Origin of the sequence: Flavonifractor sp. An112 (assembly GCF_002161085.1) — a bacterium.
In the GTDB taxonomy this organism is placed as follows: Bacteria; Bacillota; Clostridia; order Oscillospirales; family Oscillospiraceae; genus Flavonifractor; species Flavonifractor avicola.
The window spans coordinates 218,273-235,411 of record NZ_NFLU01000001.1; the positions used below are offsets into that span (position 1 = coordinate 218,273).

At 54.1% G+C, this 17,139-nt stretch carries 15 protein-coding genes and 5 tRNA genes; 5 read left to right on the forward strand and 15 right to left on the reverse strand.

Annotated elements, in window-relative coordinates:
• Window positions 1–27: 27 nt before the first annotated feature.
• The 3 genes from B5E56_RS00990 to B5E56_RS01000 all read right to left on the reverse strand — a co-directional run bounded on the left by B5E56_RS00990 (window position 28) and on the right by B5E56_RS01000 (window position 1,030).
• A tRNA-Ser gene (locus B5E56_RS00990) sits at window positions 28–118 on the reverse strand.
• A gap of 29 nt (window positions 119–147) precedes the next feature.
• Window positions 148–235 (reverse strand) — tRNA-Ser (locus tag B5E56_RS00995).
• 126 nt (window positions 236–361) lie between these two features.
• Window positions 362–1,030 (reverse strand): cell wall hydrolase, encoded by a 669-nt coding sequence (locus B5E56_RS01000; protein ID WP_242955380.1) that lies wholly within the window; start codon window positions 1,028–1,030, stop codon window positions 362–364.
• 601 nt (window positions 1,031–1,631) lie between these two features.
• On the opposite strand from B5E56_RS01000, the gene B5E56_RS01005 reads away from it, so the two are divergent.
• Together B5E56_RS01005 and B5E56_RS01010 are read left to right on the forward strand one after the other, a co-directional pair.
• A tRNA-Ser gene (locus B5E56_RS01005) sits at window positions 1,632–1,723 on the forward strand.
• 166 nt (window positions 1,724–1,889) lie between these two features.
• Window positions 1,890–1,966 (forward strand) — tRNA-Pro (locus B5E56_RS01010).
• A 66-nt stretch (window positions 1,967–2,032) separates the two neighbouring features.
• Here the strand turns inward: B5E56_RS01010 and B5E56_RS01015 are convergent.
• From B5E56_RS01015 to B5E56_RS01025, 4 genes are all read right to left on the reverse strand, one after another.
• A complete protein-coding gene (locus B5E56_RS01015) occupies window positions 2,033–3,739 on the reverse strand; it encodes a recombinase family protein (RefSeq protein ID WP_087387897.1) in 1,707 nt (568 codons plus the stop codon).
• 92 nt (window positions 3,740–3,831) lie between these two features.
• Window positions 3,832–3,978: a hypothetical protein gene (locus B5E56_RS14680; protein WP_006573143.1), complete on the reverse strand. Its 147-nt coding sequence runs from the start codon at window positions 3,976–3,978 to the stop codon at window positions 3,832–3,834.
• Window positions 3,979–4,112: 134 nt separating this feature from the next.
• A complete protein-coding gene (locus tag B5E56_RS01020; protein WP_050004370.1) occupies window positions 4,113–4,313 on the reverse strand; it encodes a hypothetical protein in 201 nt (66 codons plus the stop codon).
• 240 nt (window positions 4,314–4,553) lie between these two features.
• Window positions 4,554–5,894: a ParB/RepB/Spo0J family partition protein gene (locus tag B5E56_RS01025; protein ID WP_242958711.1), complete on the reverse strand. Its 1,341-nt coding sequence runs from the start codon at window positions 5,892–5,894 to the stop codon at window positions 4,554–4,556.
• Between the two features lie 368 nt (window positions 5,895–6,262).
• On the opposite strand from B5E56_RS01025, the gene B5E56_RS01030 reads away from it, so the two are divergent.
• The 3 genes from B5E56_RS01030 to B5E56_RS01040 all read left to right on the forward strand — a co-directional run bounded on the left by B5E56_RS01030 (window position 6,263) and on the right by B5E56_RS01040 (window position 8,286).
• Window positions 6,263–6,931, forward strand: coding sequence for a hypothetical protein (locus B5E56_RS01030; protein ID WP_087387899.1), 669 nt, complete (start codon window positions 6,263–6,265; stop codon window positions 6,929–6,931).
• Window positions 6,932–6,946: 15 nt separating this feature from the next.
• The gene (locus tag B5E56_RS01035; protein ID WP_087387901.1) at window positions 6,947–7,819 is read left to right on the forward strand and encodes a hypothetical protein; all 873 of its coding nucleotides are present in this window, start codon (window positions 6,947–6,949) and stop codon (window positions 7,817–7,819) included.
• A gap of 392 nt (window positions 7,820–8,211) precedes the next feature.
• Window positions 8,212–8,286, forward strand: a tRNA-Thr gene (locus B5E56_RS01040).
• Window positions 8,287–8,349: 63 nt separating this feature from the next.
• Here B5E56_RS01040 and B5E56_RS14810 read toward each other — a convergent pair.
• From B5E56_RS14810 to B5E56_RS01085, 8 genes are all read right to left on the reverse strand, one after another.
• Window positions 8,350–8,694 (reverse strand): hypothetical protein, encoded by a 345-nt coding sequence (locus B5E56_RS14810; protein WP_087387903.1) that lies wholly within the window; start codon window positions 8,692–8,694, stop codon window positions 8,350–8,352.
• Window positions 8,695–9,428: 734 nt separating this feature from the next.
• Window positions 9,429–10,550, reverse strand: a complete 1,122-nt coding sequence (ugpC, locus tag B5E56_RS01055) for an ABC transporter ATP-binding protein (RefSeq protein ID WP_087188317.1) — start codon at window positions 10,548–10,550, stop codon at window positions 9,429–9,431.
• 192 nt (window positions 10,551–10,742) lie between these two features.
• Entirely contained in the window at window positions 10,743–11,864 is a 1,122-nt protein-coding gene (gene nagA, locus B5E56_RS01060) for an N-acetylglucosamine-6-phosphate deacetylase (RefSeq protein WP_087188305.1), read from the reverse strand.
• Window positions 11,855–12,607, reverse strand: a complete 753-nt coding sequence (nagB, locus tag B5E56_RS01065; RefSeq protein WP_087271979.1) for a glucosamine-6-phosphate deaminase — start codon at window positions 12,605–12,607, stop codon at window positions 11,855–11,857. The genes nagA and nagB overlap by 10 nt, the downstream gene beginning before the upstream one ends.
• A gap of 75 nt (window positions 12,608–12,682) precedes the next feature.
• Window positions 12,683–13,588: a dihydrodipicolinate synthase family protein gene (locus B5E56_RS01070; RefSeq protein WP_087188303.1), complete on the reverse strand. Its 906-nt coding sequence runs from the start codon at window positions 13,586–13,588 to the stop codon at window positions 12,683–12,685.
• A 118-nt stretch (window positions 13,589–13,706) separates the two neighbouring features.
• Window positions 13,707–14,552, reverse strand: a complete 846-nt coding sequence (locus tag B5E56_RS01075) for a carbohydrate ABC transporter permease (RefSeq protein WP_087387905.1) — start codon at window positions 14,550–14,552, stop codon at window positions 13,707–13,709.
• A gap of 12 nt (window positions 14,553–14,564) precedes the next feature.
• Window positions 14,565–15,437 carry a carbohydrate ABC transporter permease gene (locus B5E56_RS01080; RefSeq protein WP_343214219.1) on the reverse strand — a complete coding sequence of 291 codons (873 nt, stop codon included), beginning with the start codon at window positions 15,435–15,437 and terminating at the stop codon, window positions 14,565–14,567.
• A gap of 191 nt (window positions 15,438–15,628) precedes the next feature.
• Window positions 15,629–16,981, reverse strand: coding sequence for an extracellular solute-binding protein (locus tag B5E56_RS01085; RefSeq protein WP_087387910.1), 1,353 nt, complete (start codon window positions 16,979–16,981; stop codon window positions 15,629–15,631).
• Between the last annotated feature and the right edge of the window lie 158 nt (window positions 16,982–17,139).

Genomic DNA, 17,139 nt, shown 5'->3' on the forward strand with positions numbered 1-17,139 from the left:
CCGCAAGCGATTACGCTTGCGGCTTGTTGGCGCAGAAGGAGGGATTTGAACCCTCGCGACGGTTTCCCGCCCTACTCCCTTAGCAGGGGAGCCCCTTCGGCCACTTGGGTACTTCTGCGTGCCGAATGAACATACCTTATAAAAGTGTGGCGGAGAGAGTGGGATTCGAACCCACGGATGCTTCCACATCGCCGGTTTTCAAGACCGGTTCCTTCAACCACTCGGACATCTCTCCACGTCCTGTCCAGGTCAAATGCAAAAAAGATTATACAATATAGTTCCCTACTTGTCAATCTCTTTTTTCATTTTCTTCAAAAACATAAAAAATGCCGCCGCGCTGTCTGCGCGGCGGCATAACTCATCATGCGAAGAACGCGTGGGCGCCGATGGTAGCAACATAAGTGCAGTTGCGGCTGAACCAGCGGCTGGAGGAAATGGAGGGATTGATAAAGTACAGGGCATTGCCTGCGGTATTAGTACCCTCCATAGCCAGCTTGGCGGCGATGACGCACTCCGCAGTGGGGGTACGATTGATGCGGCCGTTGGAAGCCGGCGTGAACTGATTCCGCTGGAAGATCACGCTGTAGACCGAGTTGGGGAACTGAGGGCTGGCCACACGGTTGAGCACCACGTTGCCCACAGCGATCTTACCCTCCAGAGACTGGTTGCCGCTCTCAGCGTAAATGATACGGGAGAGCCAGTACAGATCCTCCTGGTCGTAGAAGCTGTCACCGGAAGCAATAGGACCGCTGCCGGAAGTGATCTCGATTACGCTCTCTGCACCGTTCCAAACCACCTTGGCACCCAGGGCCTGACACAGGGTGCGGACAGGCACCAGCACCACACCATTCTCCAGCTTCACGCCGTCGGGCACATACAGGTACCGGCCGTTGGCCACAATATACTTGGCGCCGGGGGCGATCTGCAGCTTCAGGCCGGGGGCGGTAACCTCCGCCTGGCCATTGTTCCACACGGCCACAGCTTCAGGATAAAGGGCCTGCACGATAGGCCAATAGGAGACGTACGTCATTTCATTTTCTACCTTGGTGGCAAACTCAGTCACCAGGGACGTACCATTTACTTCAAAGCTGACGCCGCTCTCAGCAGCGTACGCAGGCCCGGTCAAAGACACACAAAGGACCAGACTTGCGAGCGCGCAAAGGGCTCGTTTTTTCATTGTTAGGAATCCTCCTGTTACAGACTGTTACTTGTTGTTCATCTTTTTGTAACCACATTGTAACCACTTTCAGGTCAAAAAGTCAATAGGAAATTTTCCCGTTTTTCCTGAATCCATTGCAGCGCAATGGATTCAGCTTTTAAATTTTTTCATCAAGTAAACATTTTATTGAATTATGTAACCAAAGATGGATACAAAAAATAACAAAAAGAAACAGTCTTTTACCATATGTTTCTCCCTGAAACTCTCTGTTGATTTACCGCAATTCCCTGCTTGATTTTATAGTCTGGCCCACGCTTCCTATAGCCGCGCGCAGAGCCCCAGTTTTCGCCTTCCGCCCCATCAAATCAAAATTTTTTCTTTTTTTCATTTTACCCCTTGACGTAGCAAAAAAATCTGCTATAATATAATCCGTTGCCTGTCCTATGCAGTCAACTTGTAGAGCACTCACCATGGAGAGATGGCTGAGTTGGTCGAAGGCGCACGATTGGAAATCGTGTAGGCGTTAATAGCGTCTCGAGGGTTCGAATCCCTCTCTCTCCGCCAAAGAAGGACATGACCAAGGTCATGTCCTTCTTTTTATTTTCCTGCCGTCTGGTGCGCTATCGTCTCTATTTTTCCTTGACAATTTATCTTCTCCCCTCTATAATATTATTCAGCGCTCAGTTGGTCGGAATAATCTGATCCCCTGTTCAGCGCAGTTCAATTTCATCCGGGTGTGGCGAAGCTTGGTATCGCGCTTGGTTCGGGTCCAAGAGGCCGTGGGTTCAAATCCCGCCACTCGGACCATGCGGAGTATCATTAAAGGATCTGAAAAGGTCTGCTGATGATACTCCGCATTTTTTATTTCCAAGTTTATATAGCGATCTGTACGGGGGCGTAGCTTAATGCTACGCCTTTTCTCGTTTCCAAAAGAATGTCCCGCTCGGGGATCTTCCGGCGATCCGGCACCTCAAAAGCACCGATGCAGTTATAGTGGATCGTCACCCGCTGATTGGTAATGCCGTCCTCCTTGACCGCAGGATAGACCTCGATGTACTGAATGAGCTCGGCAACCATGCGCTTGGTGATGGTGGTGGCGTCGGTGTAGCGTCGCACCGTTTCCAAAAAGGTGTCCACATCCATCCGCTTATCTTCCAGCTTTTTCAGCTCCAACCGCAGCGCCTTGATCCGTCCGGCGTTTTCGCCCTGTTCCTGCTCATACCGCTTGGACATTTTGGCGAACCGGGCATCGTCGATTTTGCCGGACACATTGTCCTCATAGAGCCGTTCAAAGAGCATATCCAGCTCCCTGTCCCGGGCCAGTAGCCCGTCCAGCTCCCGCTTCTTGTGTACCCGGTCATTTTCCGCTACCTTTGCCGAGCGGCCCACCATCGCCTTGATAAAGTCGTTTTCGTACTCATTGGCGAAACAGGCCAGCCGGTGTACCTCGTAAAGCACGACCTGTTCCAAGAAGTCCAGCCGGATATAGTGGGTAGACGAGCATTTGCGGAGCCCGGAATTGTGGTTGTTGCAGCTAAAGAACTTGATGTCGTGGTTGCCTTGGTTGAAGTGGAAAGTCAGATTGCCTCCGCACTCCGGGCATTTCAGATAGCCGCAAAAGGCGCTGGACTCCTTTGTTACGGTAGGCCGCCTGCGCCGGGTGGTTTGCAGGCTTTGCACCTTTTCCCAAGTCACACGGTCAATGATGGGCTCATGGACATTGAGGAAGATTGCCCGGTTTTCTTCCGGGTTTTCAATCCGGCGCTTCATCTTATAGGACTTGGAATAGGTCTTGAAGTTAATTACATCGCCACAGTATTCCTGCAAGGTGAGGATTTTCTTGACGGTGGTATGGTTCCACTTGGTAGGCTCCAGCGTACTTTTGGAGCCGCCCTTGTTGATCCCCTTGCTGGTTCGATAGGCCGAGGGGTTCAGCGCCCCCATCGTCCCCAGCGCCGTGGCAATCTGCAAGGGGCCGTTACCCTCCAAGGCCAGACGGTAGATGCAGCGCACCACCTCGGCGGCCTCCAGGTCAATGACCCAAAAACGGGGATCGTCCGGGTTTTTCATGTAGCCATAGGGCGGCGGCGAAAGCGGAATCCCGGCGTTGCCTTTCATCTTATTGACGATCCGGCGCTTCTTGGAGATGTCCTTGGCGTAGTATTCATTCATGATGTTCTTGAACGGGGTGAAATCGTCCTCGCCCTCGTCGCTGTCCACGCCATCGGAAACGGCCACCAGCCGCACATCATGGAGCGGGAAAAACTCCTCGGTGAGCTTGCCCACCTCAATGTAGTTTCGGCCCAGCCGGGAGAGGTCTTTTACAAACACCGCCGAGATGTACCCGGCCTCGATTGCGGCGATCATTTTCTGAAAGCCGGGGCGCTTCATGGTAGTGCCGGTGATACCGTCATCCACGAAAAAGATAGTGTCCGTGTAGCCTTTATCCTTGGCGGCCTTTTGGAGAATTTTCTTTTGGTTCTGGATGCTGTTGGACTCGCTGTCCATGTTATCGTCACGGCTCAGGCGGCAGTAGAGAGCGGCTGTGCCGGTAGAGATTTTCTTACTTGACTGCTTCACAATGCCCTCCTTTCCAAGCAGTCGAGCAAGGCTTCATCCTATGTATATTATACCTCTGCCGACCGCTTGAGTTAAGGATGTCGATGGAACAGTTAGGCTGGCTCCAAATCGGCCAGCATCAGCTTCAACAGGATGTCACGCATGGACTCGCCTTTGTCCTTGTAGACGGGCGTGACAATGAATTGGATTTTGCCGACTTGATAGGTGTATTCCTCCTTGACGGGTACGGGATCTTCCATGTGGGCCTCCTTCCAGAGCGATACGAAACAATGACCGACAGTCCCCCTTGTCCCGTGGGGAAACGCAAGAGGGCGGCACCTTCGGCGGTGCCGCCCTCTTGCCTTGCTCCACTTTGGGACAACTTGTCCCAAGGTCAGTAGGGGCTGTTCTCAAAGTGCTGCTGGGCTTCCTCCAGCCCACGGATGTCAAAGACCTCGTAGAGCTCTGCCACCACACGCCGGATGTCCGAGGGAGAAAACCCGCAGTTTTCCATAGCGTAGATGACATAGCCACGGCAGGCGTTGTTGCTCCACGGTTGGGTGAGCAGGGCCGCCAGTTCGGGATCATACTTCATGTTGGTTTCCTCCTTGATAAAAAGTTTCGGGAGCACCACGCTCATTTCCTTGGCCCGTCATAAGACAGCAATACTCAGCATGACGCTCCCGAGGGGGCGGCAGCCCGGAGGGGCAAGCGGCCAGCTTGTCCGGCTGCGGATCGTGGCCGTGGGGTGGCTTGTCCCACTTGCGGCGCTGGTGTTGATCGCTCGTTCTCCTGCCGGAGAAGTCACAGCGCACCCGCCGCCCGGCTCCCCGCTCTATGGCTCGGGGCCGCCGCTACCGTCGATCACATCGCCGTTCAGCTTGCCCTCCTTATCCAGTTCACGCATCTTCTGCGCTTGAGAGAGGGACGGGGAGGACGCTTGCCCCTCAATGGCAACGGCGATATACTTCTGATGCCTGGGGCGGATGAAAGAAATCTCCACGGCAGGGGTAAAAGAGAGCTGCTTCTCGTCCACCATCTTTTGCAGATCAGGGACAAGCTCGGTCAGGCGGATATACCGCTGTACCTGCTTGTAGTTCATGCCGTTGCGATCCCCGACGATCTGCGTGGAGCGTTTTCCGGCGTCCCGGTCATCCTCACCGGGCCGGGCTCCTTGGTGCTTGATGGCTTCCACCTGCTGTTTCAGCGCAGCGGCCTTTTCCGTGGGTAAAATCTTCTCTCGGTGCCGCAGGTTGTCGTCCGTCATGGCGAGGATGGCCTCGTCATCGGTCATGTTGCGGACGATACAGGGCATATTGACAAACCCAGCCAGCTCGCTGGCCCGCTGGCGGCGGTGTCCGGCGACGATTTCATATCCGCCGCCCTCACGGGGCCGCACCAGCGCAGGCTGATTGACCCCAGCAGCCTTGACCGACTCCACCAGTCCCTGCATTTCTGCATCGTCCCGGACGCCAAAAGGATGGTTTTTGAACGGGTGCAGCTCGGTAAGATTGAGATACACGATCTCCTCTTTCACTCCACGGGCAGCGTCCCGAGGGACGGGCAGCTGCTCGGTTGCAGCTGGGGCCTCTGCTTTGACGGGAGCGCCTTTCCCGGCAGGCGGTTTGCTTTGGAACATTTTGTCCCGAGGTTGCGGCTTGGCCTTGTCGGGGGCCGTCTTGTCAACCTTGGGTGGGCGGCCCCTGCGGGGCTTGGCCGCATCCTTCGCTTTGCTTGCCTGCTTGTCCTTATCCTGGGCCGTAGCCTTCTCTGTGGGCTTGCCCTTCGTCGCCCCATCCCGGGTAGCGATAAAATCCACCACCTTTCCAGTGGGGGCGGGATCTCCCATGCTGGGGATCGTGGTTTGCTTCTCGTCCTTGCCCGGCGGCGAACCCTCCTTATACGGAGCCGGAGCGTCCTTGTCTTTGGGAGCCTCCTTATCCGCCGGAGCCGGTTGCTCCGCCGCAGGGTCGGGAGCTGTCTTTCCCTCAACGGGCTTTCCTGCCGTTGGGGGTGTTACCACCTTGGACGCATCTTCTGTCACGGGAGCCTCCGCCTTGGTCGGAGCGGGCTGATCCTGCACCGGGGAATCGGCTTTGACAGGCTCCACCTTTCCCGGTTTGGGGGGCTCGTCTACCTTCCCAGCGTCGGGAATGTTCTTTTTATCGTCAGCCACCTAAAAAACCTCCTTCGTTGTGAAATAAAAAAAGCCAGCCCGTGGCTGGCCTGTGGGGGAGCACCCCTCCTTTCTCGTTGGGAAATATGAATGAAAACGCCGCCCGTAGTCCCGTTGGGCAGCATAATTTAGCGATGGATTTGAATTAGTTGATCGAGCAAACTATATACTACATGCGACTACAATAGCAGAATCAATAAAAACAACTTTAACCTGATTGCCTTATCTGGTATAATATTATCAACAATAATTTTGTGAAGGAGGGCCAGAAATTTCAACGTAATAGCAGAACCCTTTTTATACACATCCATTAAAAATCGCTCAAGTTGGACATAGGACTGTCTAAATCGGTTTGGAGGAAAGCAATCATGCAAACTGCAAAAGAGAAAATTGAACATATTTTTAGAAAAGGATCAGGAACATTCATTAATAGATGCTATGCAATTTATAGCATAATAGAGGAACACGGAGATAATTTCGGAGAACTTTTGAAATACACTTTTGAAACTAATGGATTTATCGAGTCAGATAATTCCACTGATGCGTTCCTAATGATTTCTAAAAGTCAGGAAGAAGAACTAAAAAATGATTATGGGGACATCGTCAATGGAATTATAAAAGCACTACTAAAGCGTAATTTTGAAACAGAAGTTGATTATTACGAAGAATACTGGAAGGCGATTAATTCTGCAATTTTTGTTTCAAAAGAATCTCGAGTATTTGCATTATATTATGCTTTAATTGACAAAAGGCTTCCATATTGTGTTTTGGAATCAGGTGTCAAAATGACAAATATGGAATATCGTGATCGTCAAGAACATTTAAAAGCAGAAATTACAAGAATGAGATTTGTAATCTATAATGAAAATTTATTTGAACAGAATACAGAAACGGCATCCATATTATTAAAGATAATAAATTCTGTTGCAGACGAAATTGATAGCGTAGTACTGTTTTCTTACTTGATCGACGAAATTCAAAAGAGTTCAAAACTCTCATCTAATAGTATTCATAGACTAATCAGTGCACTTGAATAGTTTAGGGAGTAGAGAATGAAAAGAAAAACTATTACATCATGGGAAGAGTATAAAAAAGGATTTTTAACTGGGACTCAAAATAATGTCTACGATAATTATCCGGAAACAGATCAAGAGGATGATATAAAGTACGATATTGTCTATATTGTTGCTTTGAGTGACGAAATGGATCATCTGTTAAATGTTTTTAATATTGATGATATTAACTATAAAGAACATTCAGGACTACAATATATAGGGTTTAGTTATAAAGTTAATGGTAAAGAATTAAATATTGCTATCCTAAAACCATGTGGAATGGGATTAGTACCAGCTTCAATGGCTATTACACAAGCAATTATTTTGATGAAACCCCGCCTTATCATGATGACTGGTGTTTGTGCAACACCAAAAGATAAAGCAAATTTTGGCGATATTTTGTTGTTTGATTCAGTTTATCTGCATGATGAAGGGAAAATTACTGAAGCGGGGTTACAGCCAGATATAAGAACAATCAATGTTTCAAAAAAGGTCTCCGATACCTTTGATAAAGTTATTGGGCTAACAGGGCAAATTAATTTAATTTCAAAAAAATGGCCAGAAAAAATGACCCGTCGTGAGCCGTTAGAAGTAAAACGGGGGGTTGCAGCATCTGGAATGGCAGTAATTGCCAACGAAAAAAGTATTTCAGAAAAAATAAATCATCAGCGAAAATTGCTCGCTATTGATATGGAATCATACGCTATCGCTTACTGTGCCACTAGCATGTATAATGAATGCGACTGGGCTGTTATCAAAAGTGTACAAGATAATGGAGATAGCGACAAAAAAGACACATATAGACATTACGCATGTTATACATCTGCGCGGTGTTCCATTTTATTTCTGGAGCAATATTTTTCGAAATGATTAATGTTAAATTAGCAGTAGGAACTCCATTCGATAAAATAATCAATAAGATTATAATCTAGACTACATCATAGCCGGAAAATATCATGAACAAAACATATTATGATAGGATGAAAGCCTTGCCTACTGCTTGTAAAACATTGATATTACTGGGTTTTCACAGATCCTTTAATGACACTCCGACCATGCGGAGTGTCCTTATAGGATCTGAGTATCCTGCAAAGGCACTCCGCATTTTATTTACATCCATAGCAACACAAAACGCTAGATTGTGTGGAGGGCTTACCATAATGTCAGAGCATTATGAGCAGCTCCCCCACCACCGAGAATTCTCCTTGACAATTTGTTTCTTCTATTGTATCATGTTACAAGTAATTTGGAATAAATTATGCGCTAGTGTGGCTCAGAGGTAGAGCAGCTCACTCGTAATGAGCAGGCCGTGGGTTCGATTCCCACCACTAGCTCCAAAAAAGGCACGACATATGTCGTGCCTTTTTTGTTATTTTCCGGCGTTCTTGGTGCCCTCGCTGTCAAAGCGCCCGGCGCAGCTTCAGAATAGTTAGATTAATCTCTCCATCCACCGCATCTCCAGAGCCGGAATAGGTCAACGTAAACGTTGTGGCTGCTGGCGCCCGCAGAATAAGAAAGCTCGAGCCTGCCGCACTCCCACCGGCTGTACTGACAGCAAAATAGATCCCTGTCTCCAAATGGGTGGTACCGTTATAAGATGGCGTTACCTGCATATAGTTGGCCTGCCGAAAAACCGCTGATACCTTATAAGAAATCAAATAATAGCCAGGTTCCAGCGCAATAACCGTGGGACTGGCCTGGATGATCTGCCCGGTTGGATCTGTCACATCCGGAAACACCACCAACTGACTCCCTCGAACAAGCGGATACTGATAATTTACATACGACGCAAACACATCATCTGGAGCGGTGCCGGCAGATCCAGTAGGGCCTGTGGGACCCGTGGGACCTTCTCCCCCCGCAGGGCCAGTTGACCCCTGCGCTCCCGTCGGCCCTGTGGGGCCGGTGCTGCCCACCGCTCCTGTTGGGCCCATGGGGCCCGTTGCTCCTGTTCCTGCGGGGCCTGTGGGGCCTGTAGGGCCGACAGGGCCCGTATCACCCGCTGCCCCTGTTGGACCTGTTGGACCTGTGGAACCAGCGCCATCGGCCCCTGCAGGGCCTGTAGGACCTACTGGGCCAATACTGCCAGTCGCCCCTGTGGGACCCGTAGGGCCTGTTGGACCGGTACTGCCCACTGTCCCCGCCGGACCCATGGGACCTGTTGGGCCGGCATTGCCCGTTGCTCCTGTGGGGCCTGTGGGACCAGCACCGCCTGTTGCCCCTGTAGGGCCGGTAGGTCCCTGCCAGATACAGCAGGTCGGTCCGCTCAGGCGAAGCGGGTCCGGATTATAATATCGATACTGCTCGTTTTCCCATCGCCGCACGGCCGCTCCCTCGTCTCTCCTTAAATTCTCCGGCAACTCATGAAAGGATTGCCGTCTGCTTCATCCTATTCTCTCCCCTGGCCGCTGGTGCTGTCGACAAAGAAAAACCGGCCCCTGCCGCAGCTGCGGCAGGGGCCGGTTCTGTCTGCTGGAGATCAATACAGCAGGTTCTTCTCGGTCTGAGGATCAAACAGGTGAATGAGCTCAGGACGGAACGCAAAGTTGATGGCGGTACCATAGGGGATACCGGCACGATGCTCCTCAGGCAGCTCGGTGGTAGGAATACGCAGCACCACGTCCTTGCCGGCGGCGGTCACATGGAGGTACACCTCGCTGCCCATCATCTCGGACACATCCACCGTGCTGGACACGGTGTGAGGACCAGCCACAGGGGCAAAGGAGATGTGCTCAGGACGGATACCGGCCACCACATCCATGTCGCCCACACCCTTCTCGGTGAGGATCTTCTGGGCCTTGTCAGCCAGCTCAATCACAGCGTCGGCCACAGCGATCTGATACTTGCCGTCCTTCTTCTGCAGCTTGGCATCGAAGAAGTTCATCTGGGGAGAGCCAATGAAGCCGGCCACAAACAGGTTGGCGGGACGATCGAACACTTCCTGAGGAGTACCGATCTGCTGAATGAAGCCATCCTTCATGATGACGATACGGTCGCCCAGGGTCATAGCCTCGGTCTGATCGTGAGTCACGTAGATGAAGGTGGTGTTGATGCGCTGGCGCAGCTTGATGATCTCGGCGCGCATCTGGTTACGCAGCTTGGCATCCAGGTTGGACAGAGGTTCGTCCATCAGGAACACCTGAGGATCGCGGACGATGGCGCGGCCGATGGCCACACGCTGACGCTGGCCGCCGGACAGAGCCTTGGGCTTACGATCCAGGTACTGGGTGATATCCAGGATGGCAGCAGCCTCACGCACCTTCTTGTCGATCTCATCCTTGGGCACCTTGCGCAGCTTCAGGGCAAAGGCCATGTTCTCATACACGGTCATGTGGGGATAGAGCGCGTAGCTCTGGAACACCATGGCGATATCGCGGTCCTTGGGCTCCACATCGTTCATCCGCTTGCCGCCGATGAGCAGATCGCCCTCGGAGATATCCTCCAGGCCGGCCACCATCCGCAGAGTGGTGGACTTGCCGCAGCCGGAAGGACCGACCAGCACGATGAACTCCTTATCCGCGATCTCCAGATTGAAGTCGTGGACAGCGGTCACCTTGTTGTCATAGATCTTCTTGACGCCTTTCAGAACTACAGTTGCCATATACATGGACCGTAAGGGCAATGCCTCCGCAAATACCCTCTCGCCCCGGGAGAGCAAAACTCCCAGAACGTTACGACAGGTCTCCACACTGCCGCACCGCCGGTCCGGCGGATTTTCCTCCTTTTTTTCGACTCTTCCGGCCTATAGGAATGGAGTAGGACCGGAAGGCCTGTATTTGGGGGTGCGCTCTATTCAGCCGCGGACTAATTCGCCGCGGAAGAATACATCTTTCAGTTCCAGATTCTCATCCAGAACAACCACATTGGCCCGCTTGCCGGGCTCCAGGCTGCCGGCCCGGCTGAAAATGCCGATAGCCTTGGCAGGATTGACCGCAGCAGCCCGCACGGCATCCGCCAGAGGGATGCCAAAAGACACGGCGGTCTTCATACAATTCATCAGATCGGTAACAGAACCGGCCAGGGTGCCGTCCTCCAGGGTAGCATACTTGCCCTTTACCTTGACGGCCTGGCCGCCCAGAGTATAATCGCCGTCAGGCATACCGGCGGCCCGCATGGTATCGGAAATCAGGATGACACGCTTGGCGCCGAACATCTTGAACACCGCCCGCACCACAGAGGGATGGATGTGAACGCCATCACAGATCAATTCCACATTGCACAGCGGAGTGTCCAGAGCCGCGCCCACCACACCGGGAGCCCGGTGGGTAAAGGCCGGCATGGCATTAAACAGGTGGGTCACCTGCCGGGCGCCCAGCCGGAAGGCTTCCATAGCAGTGTCATAGTCTGCAGTGGTGTGGGCCAGGGAGATGGTAACCTCACTCTCCATAGCCTCGATAAACTCCATGGCACCGGGCTCCTCGGGAGCCAGGGACACCAGTTTTACCAGGCCCTGAGAGGCAGCAATAAGGCGGCGGAGCATCTCCACGTCGGGTGCATGGAGCCAGTCACCGTTCTGTGCGCCCTTTTTGGCCATGGAGAGGAAGGGCCCCTCCAGGTTAATGCCGCACAGGGCGGCGCCGGGCTTGTCGGCAGCCTTATGGGCGGCTGCCACCTGGCAGACCTTGGTGAGCTGATCCTCCAGCAGAGTCATGCCGGCGGGGCAGATCTGGGTCACGCCCCGGGACAGCTCATACTGGGCCATGATCTCCAGTCCCTCGGGATCAGCATCAGAGAAGTCGTGGCCTTTACAGCCATGAAAATGTACATCGGTCAGACCGGGGATCACATAGCAGCCGGTGGCATCATAGGTCTTGCCATCGCTGCTGGAGTTGGAAAGAAGCCGGCCGTCAAAGCAGACGTCCCGCTTGACAAATCCCTCCTGCAGGTCAAAAACCTGGCCGCCGGTTATCCGCATACGGGAACACCTGCTTCCACAAGCTTATGGAGGGCAGCCTTATCGCCCACCAGGGTTACGTCGGGATGGAGCTGGAGCACGGAAGCAGGCACGTCCTTGGTGACGGGGCCGGTAAAGGCCTCCTTCACGATGTCGGCCTTCTCCTCGCCGCTGACGATAATCAGGATGCGGCGGGCATTCATGATGTTCTTGATGCCCATGCTCAGAGCGTGGCGGGGCACCTCGTCCCGGCTCTCAAAGAAGCGCTTGTTAGCCTCGATGGTGCTCTCGGTCAGGTCCACCAGATGAGTCTCCAGGCCGAAGTCGTCGCCCGGCTCGTTGAAGGCAATGTGGCCGTTGTGGCCCATACCCAGCAGCTGCAGGTCAATACCGCCCAGATCCCGGATCAGCTTGTTGTAAGCCTCGCACTCGGCCTCGGGATTCTTGGCCAGACCGTTGAGCACATGGGTGTTCTCCGGCTTGATATCAATGTGGTCGAACAGGTTATCCTGCATAAAATAGCGGTAGCTCTGCTCATGGTGGGGAGAAAGGCCCAGGTACTCGTCCAGGTTGACGGAGCGAACCTCGGCAAAGGACAGGTCGCCCTTCTTGTACCAGTCCACCAGCTGCTTATAGGTGCCCACGGGGGTACCGCCGGTGGCGAGACCCAGCACACAGTCGGGCTTGTAGATAACCTGGGCGGAGATGATATTGGCCGCCCGGCGGCTCATGGCCTGATAGTCTTCCGATTGATAAATACGCATAATAATGTAACTCCTAGCCTTTCATATCAAAGTGGGGCGGGCGGGTCACCGCCCGCCCCGGAACTTGATCTGGGATCAGCAGTATTTGGCAATGGCAGCGGTGATCATGGCATAAGCCTCGTCCACCACGGCGGCATCGCTGTCGATCAGGCCGGGCATAGGCTTACGGACGGAGCCGCAGTTCACGCCGTTCTTGGCCAGGATGGCCTTCATCACGGCATACAGGTTGCCGTGAGCGGAGCACATCTTATAGATGATGCGGCAGATATCGTTCTGAATCTGGCGGGCAGGCTCCATCTCGCCCTTCTGGAAGTGCTCATACACCTTCAGGAAGAGCTCGGGCATAACGGCATAGGTGCCGCCGATGCCGGCGCAGGCGCCCATGGCCAGACCGGACACATACTGCTCGTCGGGACCGTTGAACACGATGACCCCGGCATCCTTCCACATCTGGATGTCCTGAACAGGCATGGAGGAGTTCTTCACGCCGATGACCCGGGGATTCTTCTGCATCTCAGCCAGCAGAGAGGGAGTCAGGGCCACACCGGCCAGCTGGGGAATGTTGTAGATGATGAAGTCGGTGTTGGGAGCGGCAGAAGAGATGTCGTTCCAGTAGCCGGCGATGCCATACTCGGGCAGGTGGAAGTAGATGGGGGGAATGGCGGCAATAGCATCCACACCCAGGCTCTCAGCATGAGCAGCCAGCTCCATGCTGTCGGCGGTGTTGTTGCAGGCAACGTGGGCAATGACGACCACCTTGCCCTTGGCCTCGGCCATCACGTTCTCCAGTACCACCTTGCGCTCAGCCACGCTCTGGTAGATGCACTCACCGGAGGAGCCGCCCACATACAGACCGTTGACACCCTTGCCAATCAGGTAGCGGGTCAGGGCGCGGACCTCGTCGGGAGAAATGTTGCCGGCCTCATCATAGCAGGCGTAAAAGGCCGGAATCACGCCCTGGTATTTTTTCAGATCGCTCATTTCAATATTCCTTCTCTCAAAACGATAATAAACGAACTTGGAGGATAAATCAACCCTTAAATACGCACACCGCAGGGTAAAATGAATGTACCGGCGGAGCAGTGTCCGGTCAGCGGGATCAGCCCTTGACCGCGCCCATGGCGATGCCCTGGGTGAAGTACTTCTGGAAGGCGATGAACACGGCCACGATGGGGATGGCGGCCAGGGTGGCGCCAGCCATGATGAGGCCGAAGTCGCTGGACATCTCGCCCTGCAGGCGGGCAATACCCAGAGAGATGGTCCAGTTGACACGGCTGGTCAGCATGATCAGCTGGAGGAAGTAGTCGTTCCAGGAGTTAACGAAGGTAAAGATAGCCAGAGCACCGATACCGGGCTTAATCATGGGGAATACCACGCTGAAGAAGGTGCGCAGCTCCCCGGCGCCGTCCACCCGGGCGGCCTCCAGGATCTCATTGGGTATGGTCTCGGAGAACTGTTTCATCAGGAACACGCCGAAGGGCCAGCCTACGGTGGGCAGGATAACGGCCCACAGGGTATCCGCCAGGTGCAGGAGGTTCATCTCGCGCAGCAGGGGGATGACGATAACCTGCTTGGGCAGAGCCATGGCGCAGATGATGATGGTGAAGAGGAGGGCCCGGCCATAGAACCGCTTCTTAGCCAGAGCGTAGCCGGCCAGAGCGGCGGTGAGGCAGGTGAGCACCAGCGCGCCCACAGCCATGATGATGGTGTTGAGCAGCCACTGGCCGGCGGGATTCTTGAACAGCTTGGCATAGTTCTCCAGAGTAGGACTCAGGGGGAACCACTGAGGTGTACGTGCGTTGATGGTCATGGCGTCCTTGAAGGAGCCGGTGACGATCCAGTACAGCGGGAAGATGAAGAAAATCGCCAGAAGGATCAGGATCACGACGGTGATCACCTTATAGCCGGTGGAAGTACCAGACAGCTTGCTTTTCGCGTTATTCATCTTCTCACCCCCTTAACCGTTGTCGGTCTTCGCGAACTTGAACTGGATGGCAGAGAAGATCGCGATGATGATGGCCAGGACCACGCCCATAGCGTTGGCGTAGCCGAAGTTCTGGTTGTTGTACGCCATCTGGAAGATGTAGTACATAATGGTGTCGGTGGCATGGTTAGGTCCACCGGAGGTCAGCAACTGGATCAGTGCGAAGCACTGGAAGGAGTTGATGGTGGTGATGACCAGGATGTACAGGGTGGTGGGCATGATCTGGGGCCACTTGATCTTCCAGAACACCTGGAGCTTGGTGGCGCCGTCCACCTGAGCAGCCTCCACCAGAGACTGGTCCACGTTGCCCAGAGCGGCCACATACAGCACGATGGGCTGGCCAATGGAGGTGGTGAACAGGATCAGGATGATACACCAGATGGCGGTGGCCGAATTACCCAGCCAGTCATAGCCGGTGGTACCAAAGATCTGGTTCAGCAGACCGTTATAGGGGTTGAACATCCACTTCCACACCACGGTAACTGCCACAGTACCGGTAACCACGGGCAGGTAGAACACGCAGCGGAAGAAGGAGCGGGTCACTGCCTTCATCTGATAGATGGCAGAGCTGACCCACAGGGAAAATGCGGTAACGGCGGGCACCGCTACCACCACGATGATGACGGTGTTCAGGAATCCCTTCCAGAAGACGGGGTCCTGTGCCATCTTGACATAGTTGGCAAACCCAATAAACTTGGTGGCGGAGCTGTCCAGGCCCATTTCCTGCAAGCTGAACACCACGCACATGATCATTGGAATTACCACGAAGCCGATGAAGAAGATCAGGCTGGGCAGCAAGAACAGGTAGGCGGAAATAGTCTCCCGCCGGACCAGGGCCTTGCTCATGCCGGAGAACTGGGACCGTTTCTCCTTCTTGGGCTTCTTCGCGACCGTTGCTACGGCGTTTTGTGCCATGAGATTCTCCCCTCTTTTCGAACTTATTTGCACACCTCTCCAAATCATTTTGGAAAAGCAACTGTGCCCGCCCCCTCACAGGGAGCGGGCACAGAAAGTGCGTCAGATCATACTTGCGCCGCTTAGCCGATGGCAGCGTTGCTGGCGCTGACAAACTCGTCAGCAGCAGTCTGAGCATCCACGCCGCCGGTCAGGATCTTCTGGAGCATATTCCACCAGTTGGTGCGCTGCTCGGTCCAGCCGCCGATGACGTTGTAGTAGTCGCCCATGTAAGGCATCAGGGTCAGGAACTCAGCGGCATCAGCCTCGGTGTCGGTACCCTCGTACACGTTGCCCAGAGAAGCACGGACGGGGAAGAAACCGGTCAGCTGCACGCTCTCCTTGGACTGCTCGGGATCGTCGCAGATGTAGCGGATGAAGTCCTTGGCAGCCTCGATCTTGGCGTCGTCGCCGTTGTCAAAGATACCGAAGCCCCAGATGCCGCCGCACAGCTCGGGCACGCCGTCGTCAGAGGGGAAAGCCATGGCATAGGGGGTGAAAGCAACCTGAGAAGCGTACTGAGCCTTGTTGGAAGCGTTCCAGCAGAAGGTCACAGCAGCGGTGCCGTTGGCAAACTGCTGCAGCTCGTCAGCAGCCTGGAAGCCGGCGTTGGCGTTCAGAGAGCCATTGTCCACCATGGACTTGATGAGCTCCAGAGCCTTCACGTTCTCAGGAGAGTTTGCGGTGTACTCAGTGTGGTCGGCATTGGTGTAGGTGCCGGAGTACAGGTTGTTGACGAGGGCGCGGGTGCCCTGGTCGCCGCCCTGGCCGCCGCAGTAAACGATACCGGGCACGGCCACCAGACCGGAGTCGCGGACGGCCTCCATGGCCTTCACGAAGTTGTCAGTAGTCCAGGTGCGGGTCTCCTCGTCGATGTACTGCAGAGCACCAGCCTGCTCAAAGACCTCATAGTTGATGGCCATGCAGTGGGTGGTCATGCACAGAGGATACTCATAGTACTTGCCGTCCAGCTGGCAGGCATTCACAACAGCCTCGCTGGTGGCGGCGATGTCGGCAGTGGCCTCTTCGGTCCACAGGTCGGACAGGTCCACCATCAGGTTGTTGGCGCCCCAGTTGGTCACCAGACGCTCGGGACCCTCCATGATGATGTCAGGAGCAGTGCCGCTGGTGATAGCGGAGGTAACCTGAGTATCACCGTTGGTGTAGTCCAGCAGCTCGAACTTGATGGACACGCCGGGGTTGGCGGCGGTGTACTCATCGATCAGAGCCTGCATGGTGTCATAGTCACCAAACTTGCCGATGGGGTAGGTCCAGATGGTCAGCTCCACAGTTTCGCCGGAGCCGGAGGGAGTGTTGCCGGACGGGGTGTCGGTGTTGCCGGCGGGGGATTCGCTAGTGCCGCCGCCGCCGCAGGCAGCCAGGCCCAGAGACATGGAGGCAGCCAGCATGAGCGCAAGAATACGTTTCTTCTTCATCATTCATCCTCCTCATTTTTGATAATTTTCGTGATTACTCAGTGGTAACCCGTTGTGTAGATTGTACAGTTCAACACAAGATTTGTCAATAGCGAATTGCACATTTTCTTTCTTCTTTTGCGGTGTCTGCAAATTTTTTTCAAATTCCACTGTTGACG

Excerpts from the sequence above, each read along its gene's own strand:
- B5E56_RS14680 (WP_006573143.1), bottom strand. The coding sequence starts at position 3,978 with ATGGAAGATCCCGTACCCGTCAAGGAGGAATACACCTATCAAGTCGGC.
- B5E56_RS01085 (WP_087387910.1), bottom strand. The coding sequence starts at position 16,981 with ATGAAGAAGAAACGTATTCTTGCGCTCATGCTGGCTGCCTCCATGTCT.
- B5E56_RS01075 (WP_087387905.1), bottom strand. The coding sequence starts at position 14,552 with ATGAATAACGCGAAAAGCAAGCTGTCTGGTACTTCCACCGGCTATAAG.
- B5E56_RS01070 (WP_087188303.1), bottom strand. The coding sequence starts at position 13,588 with ATGAGCGATCTGAAAAAATACCAGGGCGTGATTCCGGCCTTTTACGCC.
- B5E56_RS01000 (WP_242955380.1), bottom strand. The coding sequence starts at position 1,030 with ATGACGTACGTCTCCTATTGGCCTATCGTGCAGGCCCTTTATCCTGAA.
- nagA (WP_087188305.1), bottom strand. The coding sequence starts at position 11,864 with ATGCGGATAACCGGCGGCCAGGTTTTTGACCTGCAGGAGGGATTTGTC.
- B5E56_RS01020 (WP_050004370.1), bottom strand. The coding sequence starts at position 4,313 with ATGAAGTATGATCCCGAACTGGCGGCCCTGCTCACCCAACCGTGGAGC.
- B5E56_RS01035 (WP_087387901.1), top strand. The coding sequence starts at position 6,947 with ATGAAAAGAAAAACTATTACATCATGGGAAGAGTATAAAAAAGGATTT.
- ugpC (WP_087188317.1), bottom strand. The coding sequence starts at position 10,550 with ATGGCAACTGTAGTTCTGAAAGGCGTCAAGAAGATCTATGACAACAAG.
- nagB (WP_087271979.1), bottom strand. The coding sequence starts at position 12,607 with ATGCGTATTTATCAATCGGAAGACTATCAGGCCATGAGCCGCCGGGCG.
- B5E56_RS01030 (WP_087387899.1), top strand. The coding sequence starts at position 6,263 with ATGCAAACTGCAAAAGAGAAAATTGAACATATTTTTAGAAAAGGATCA.
- B5E56_RS01080 (WP_343214219.1), bottom strand. The coding sequence starts at position 15,437 with ATGAGCAAGGCCCTGGTCCGGCGGGAGACTATTTCCGCCTACCTGTTC.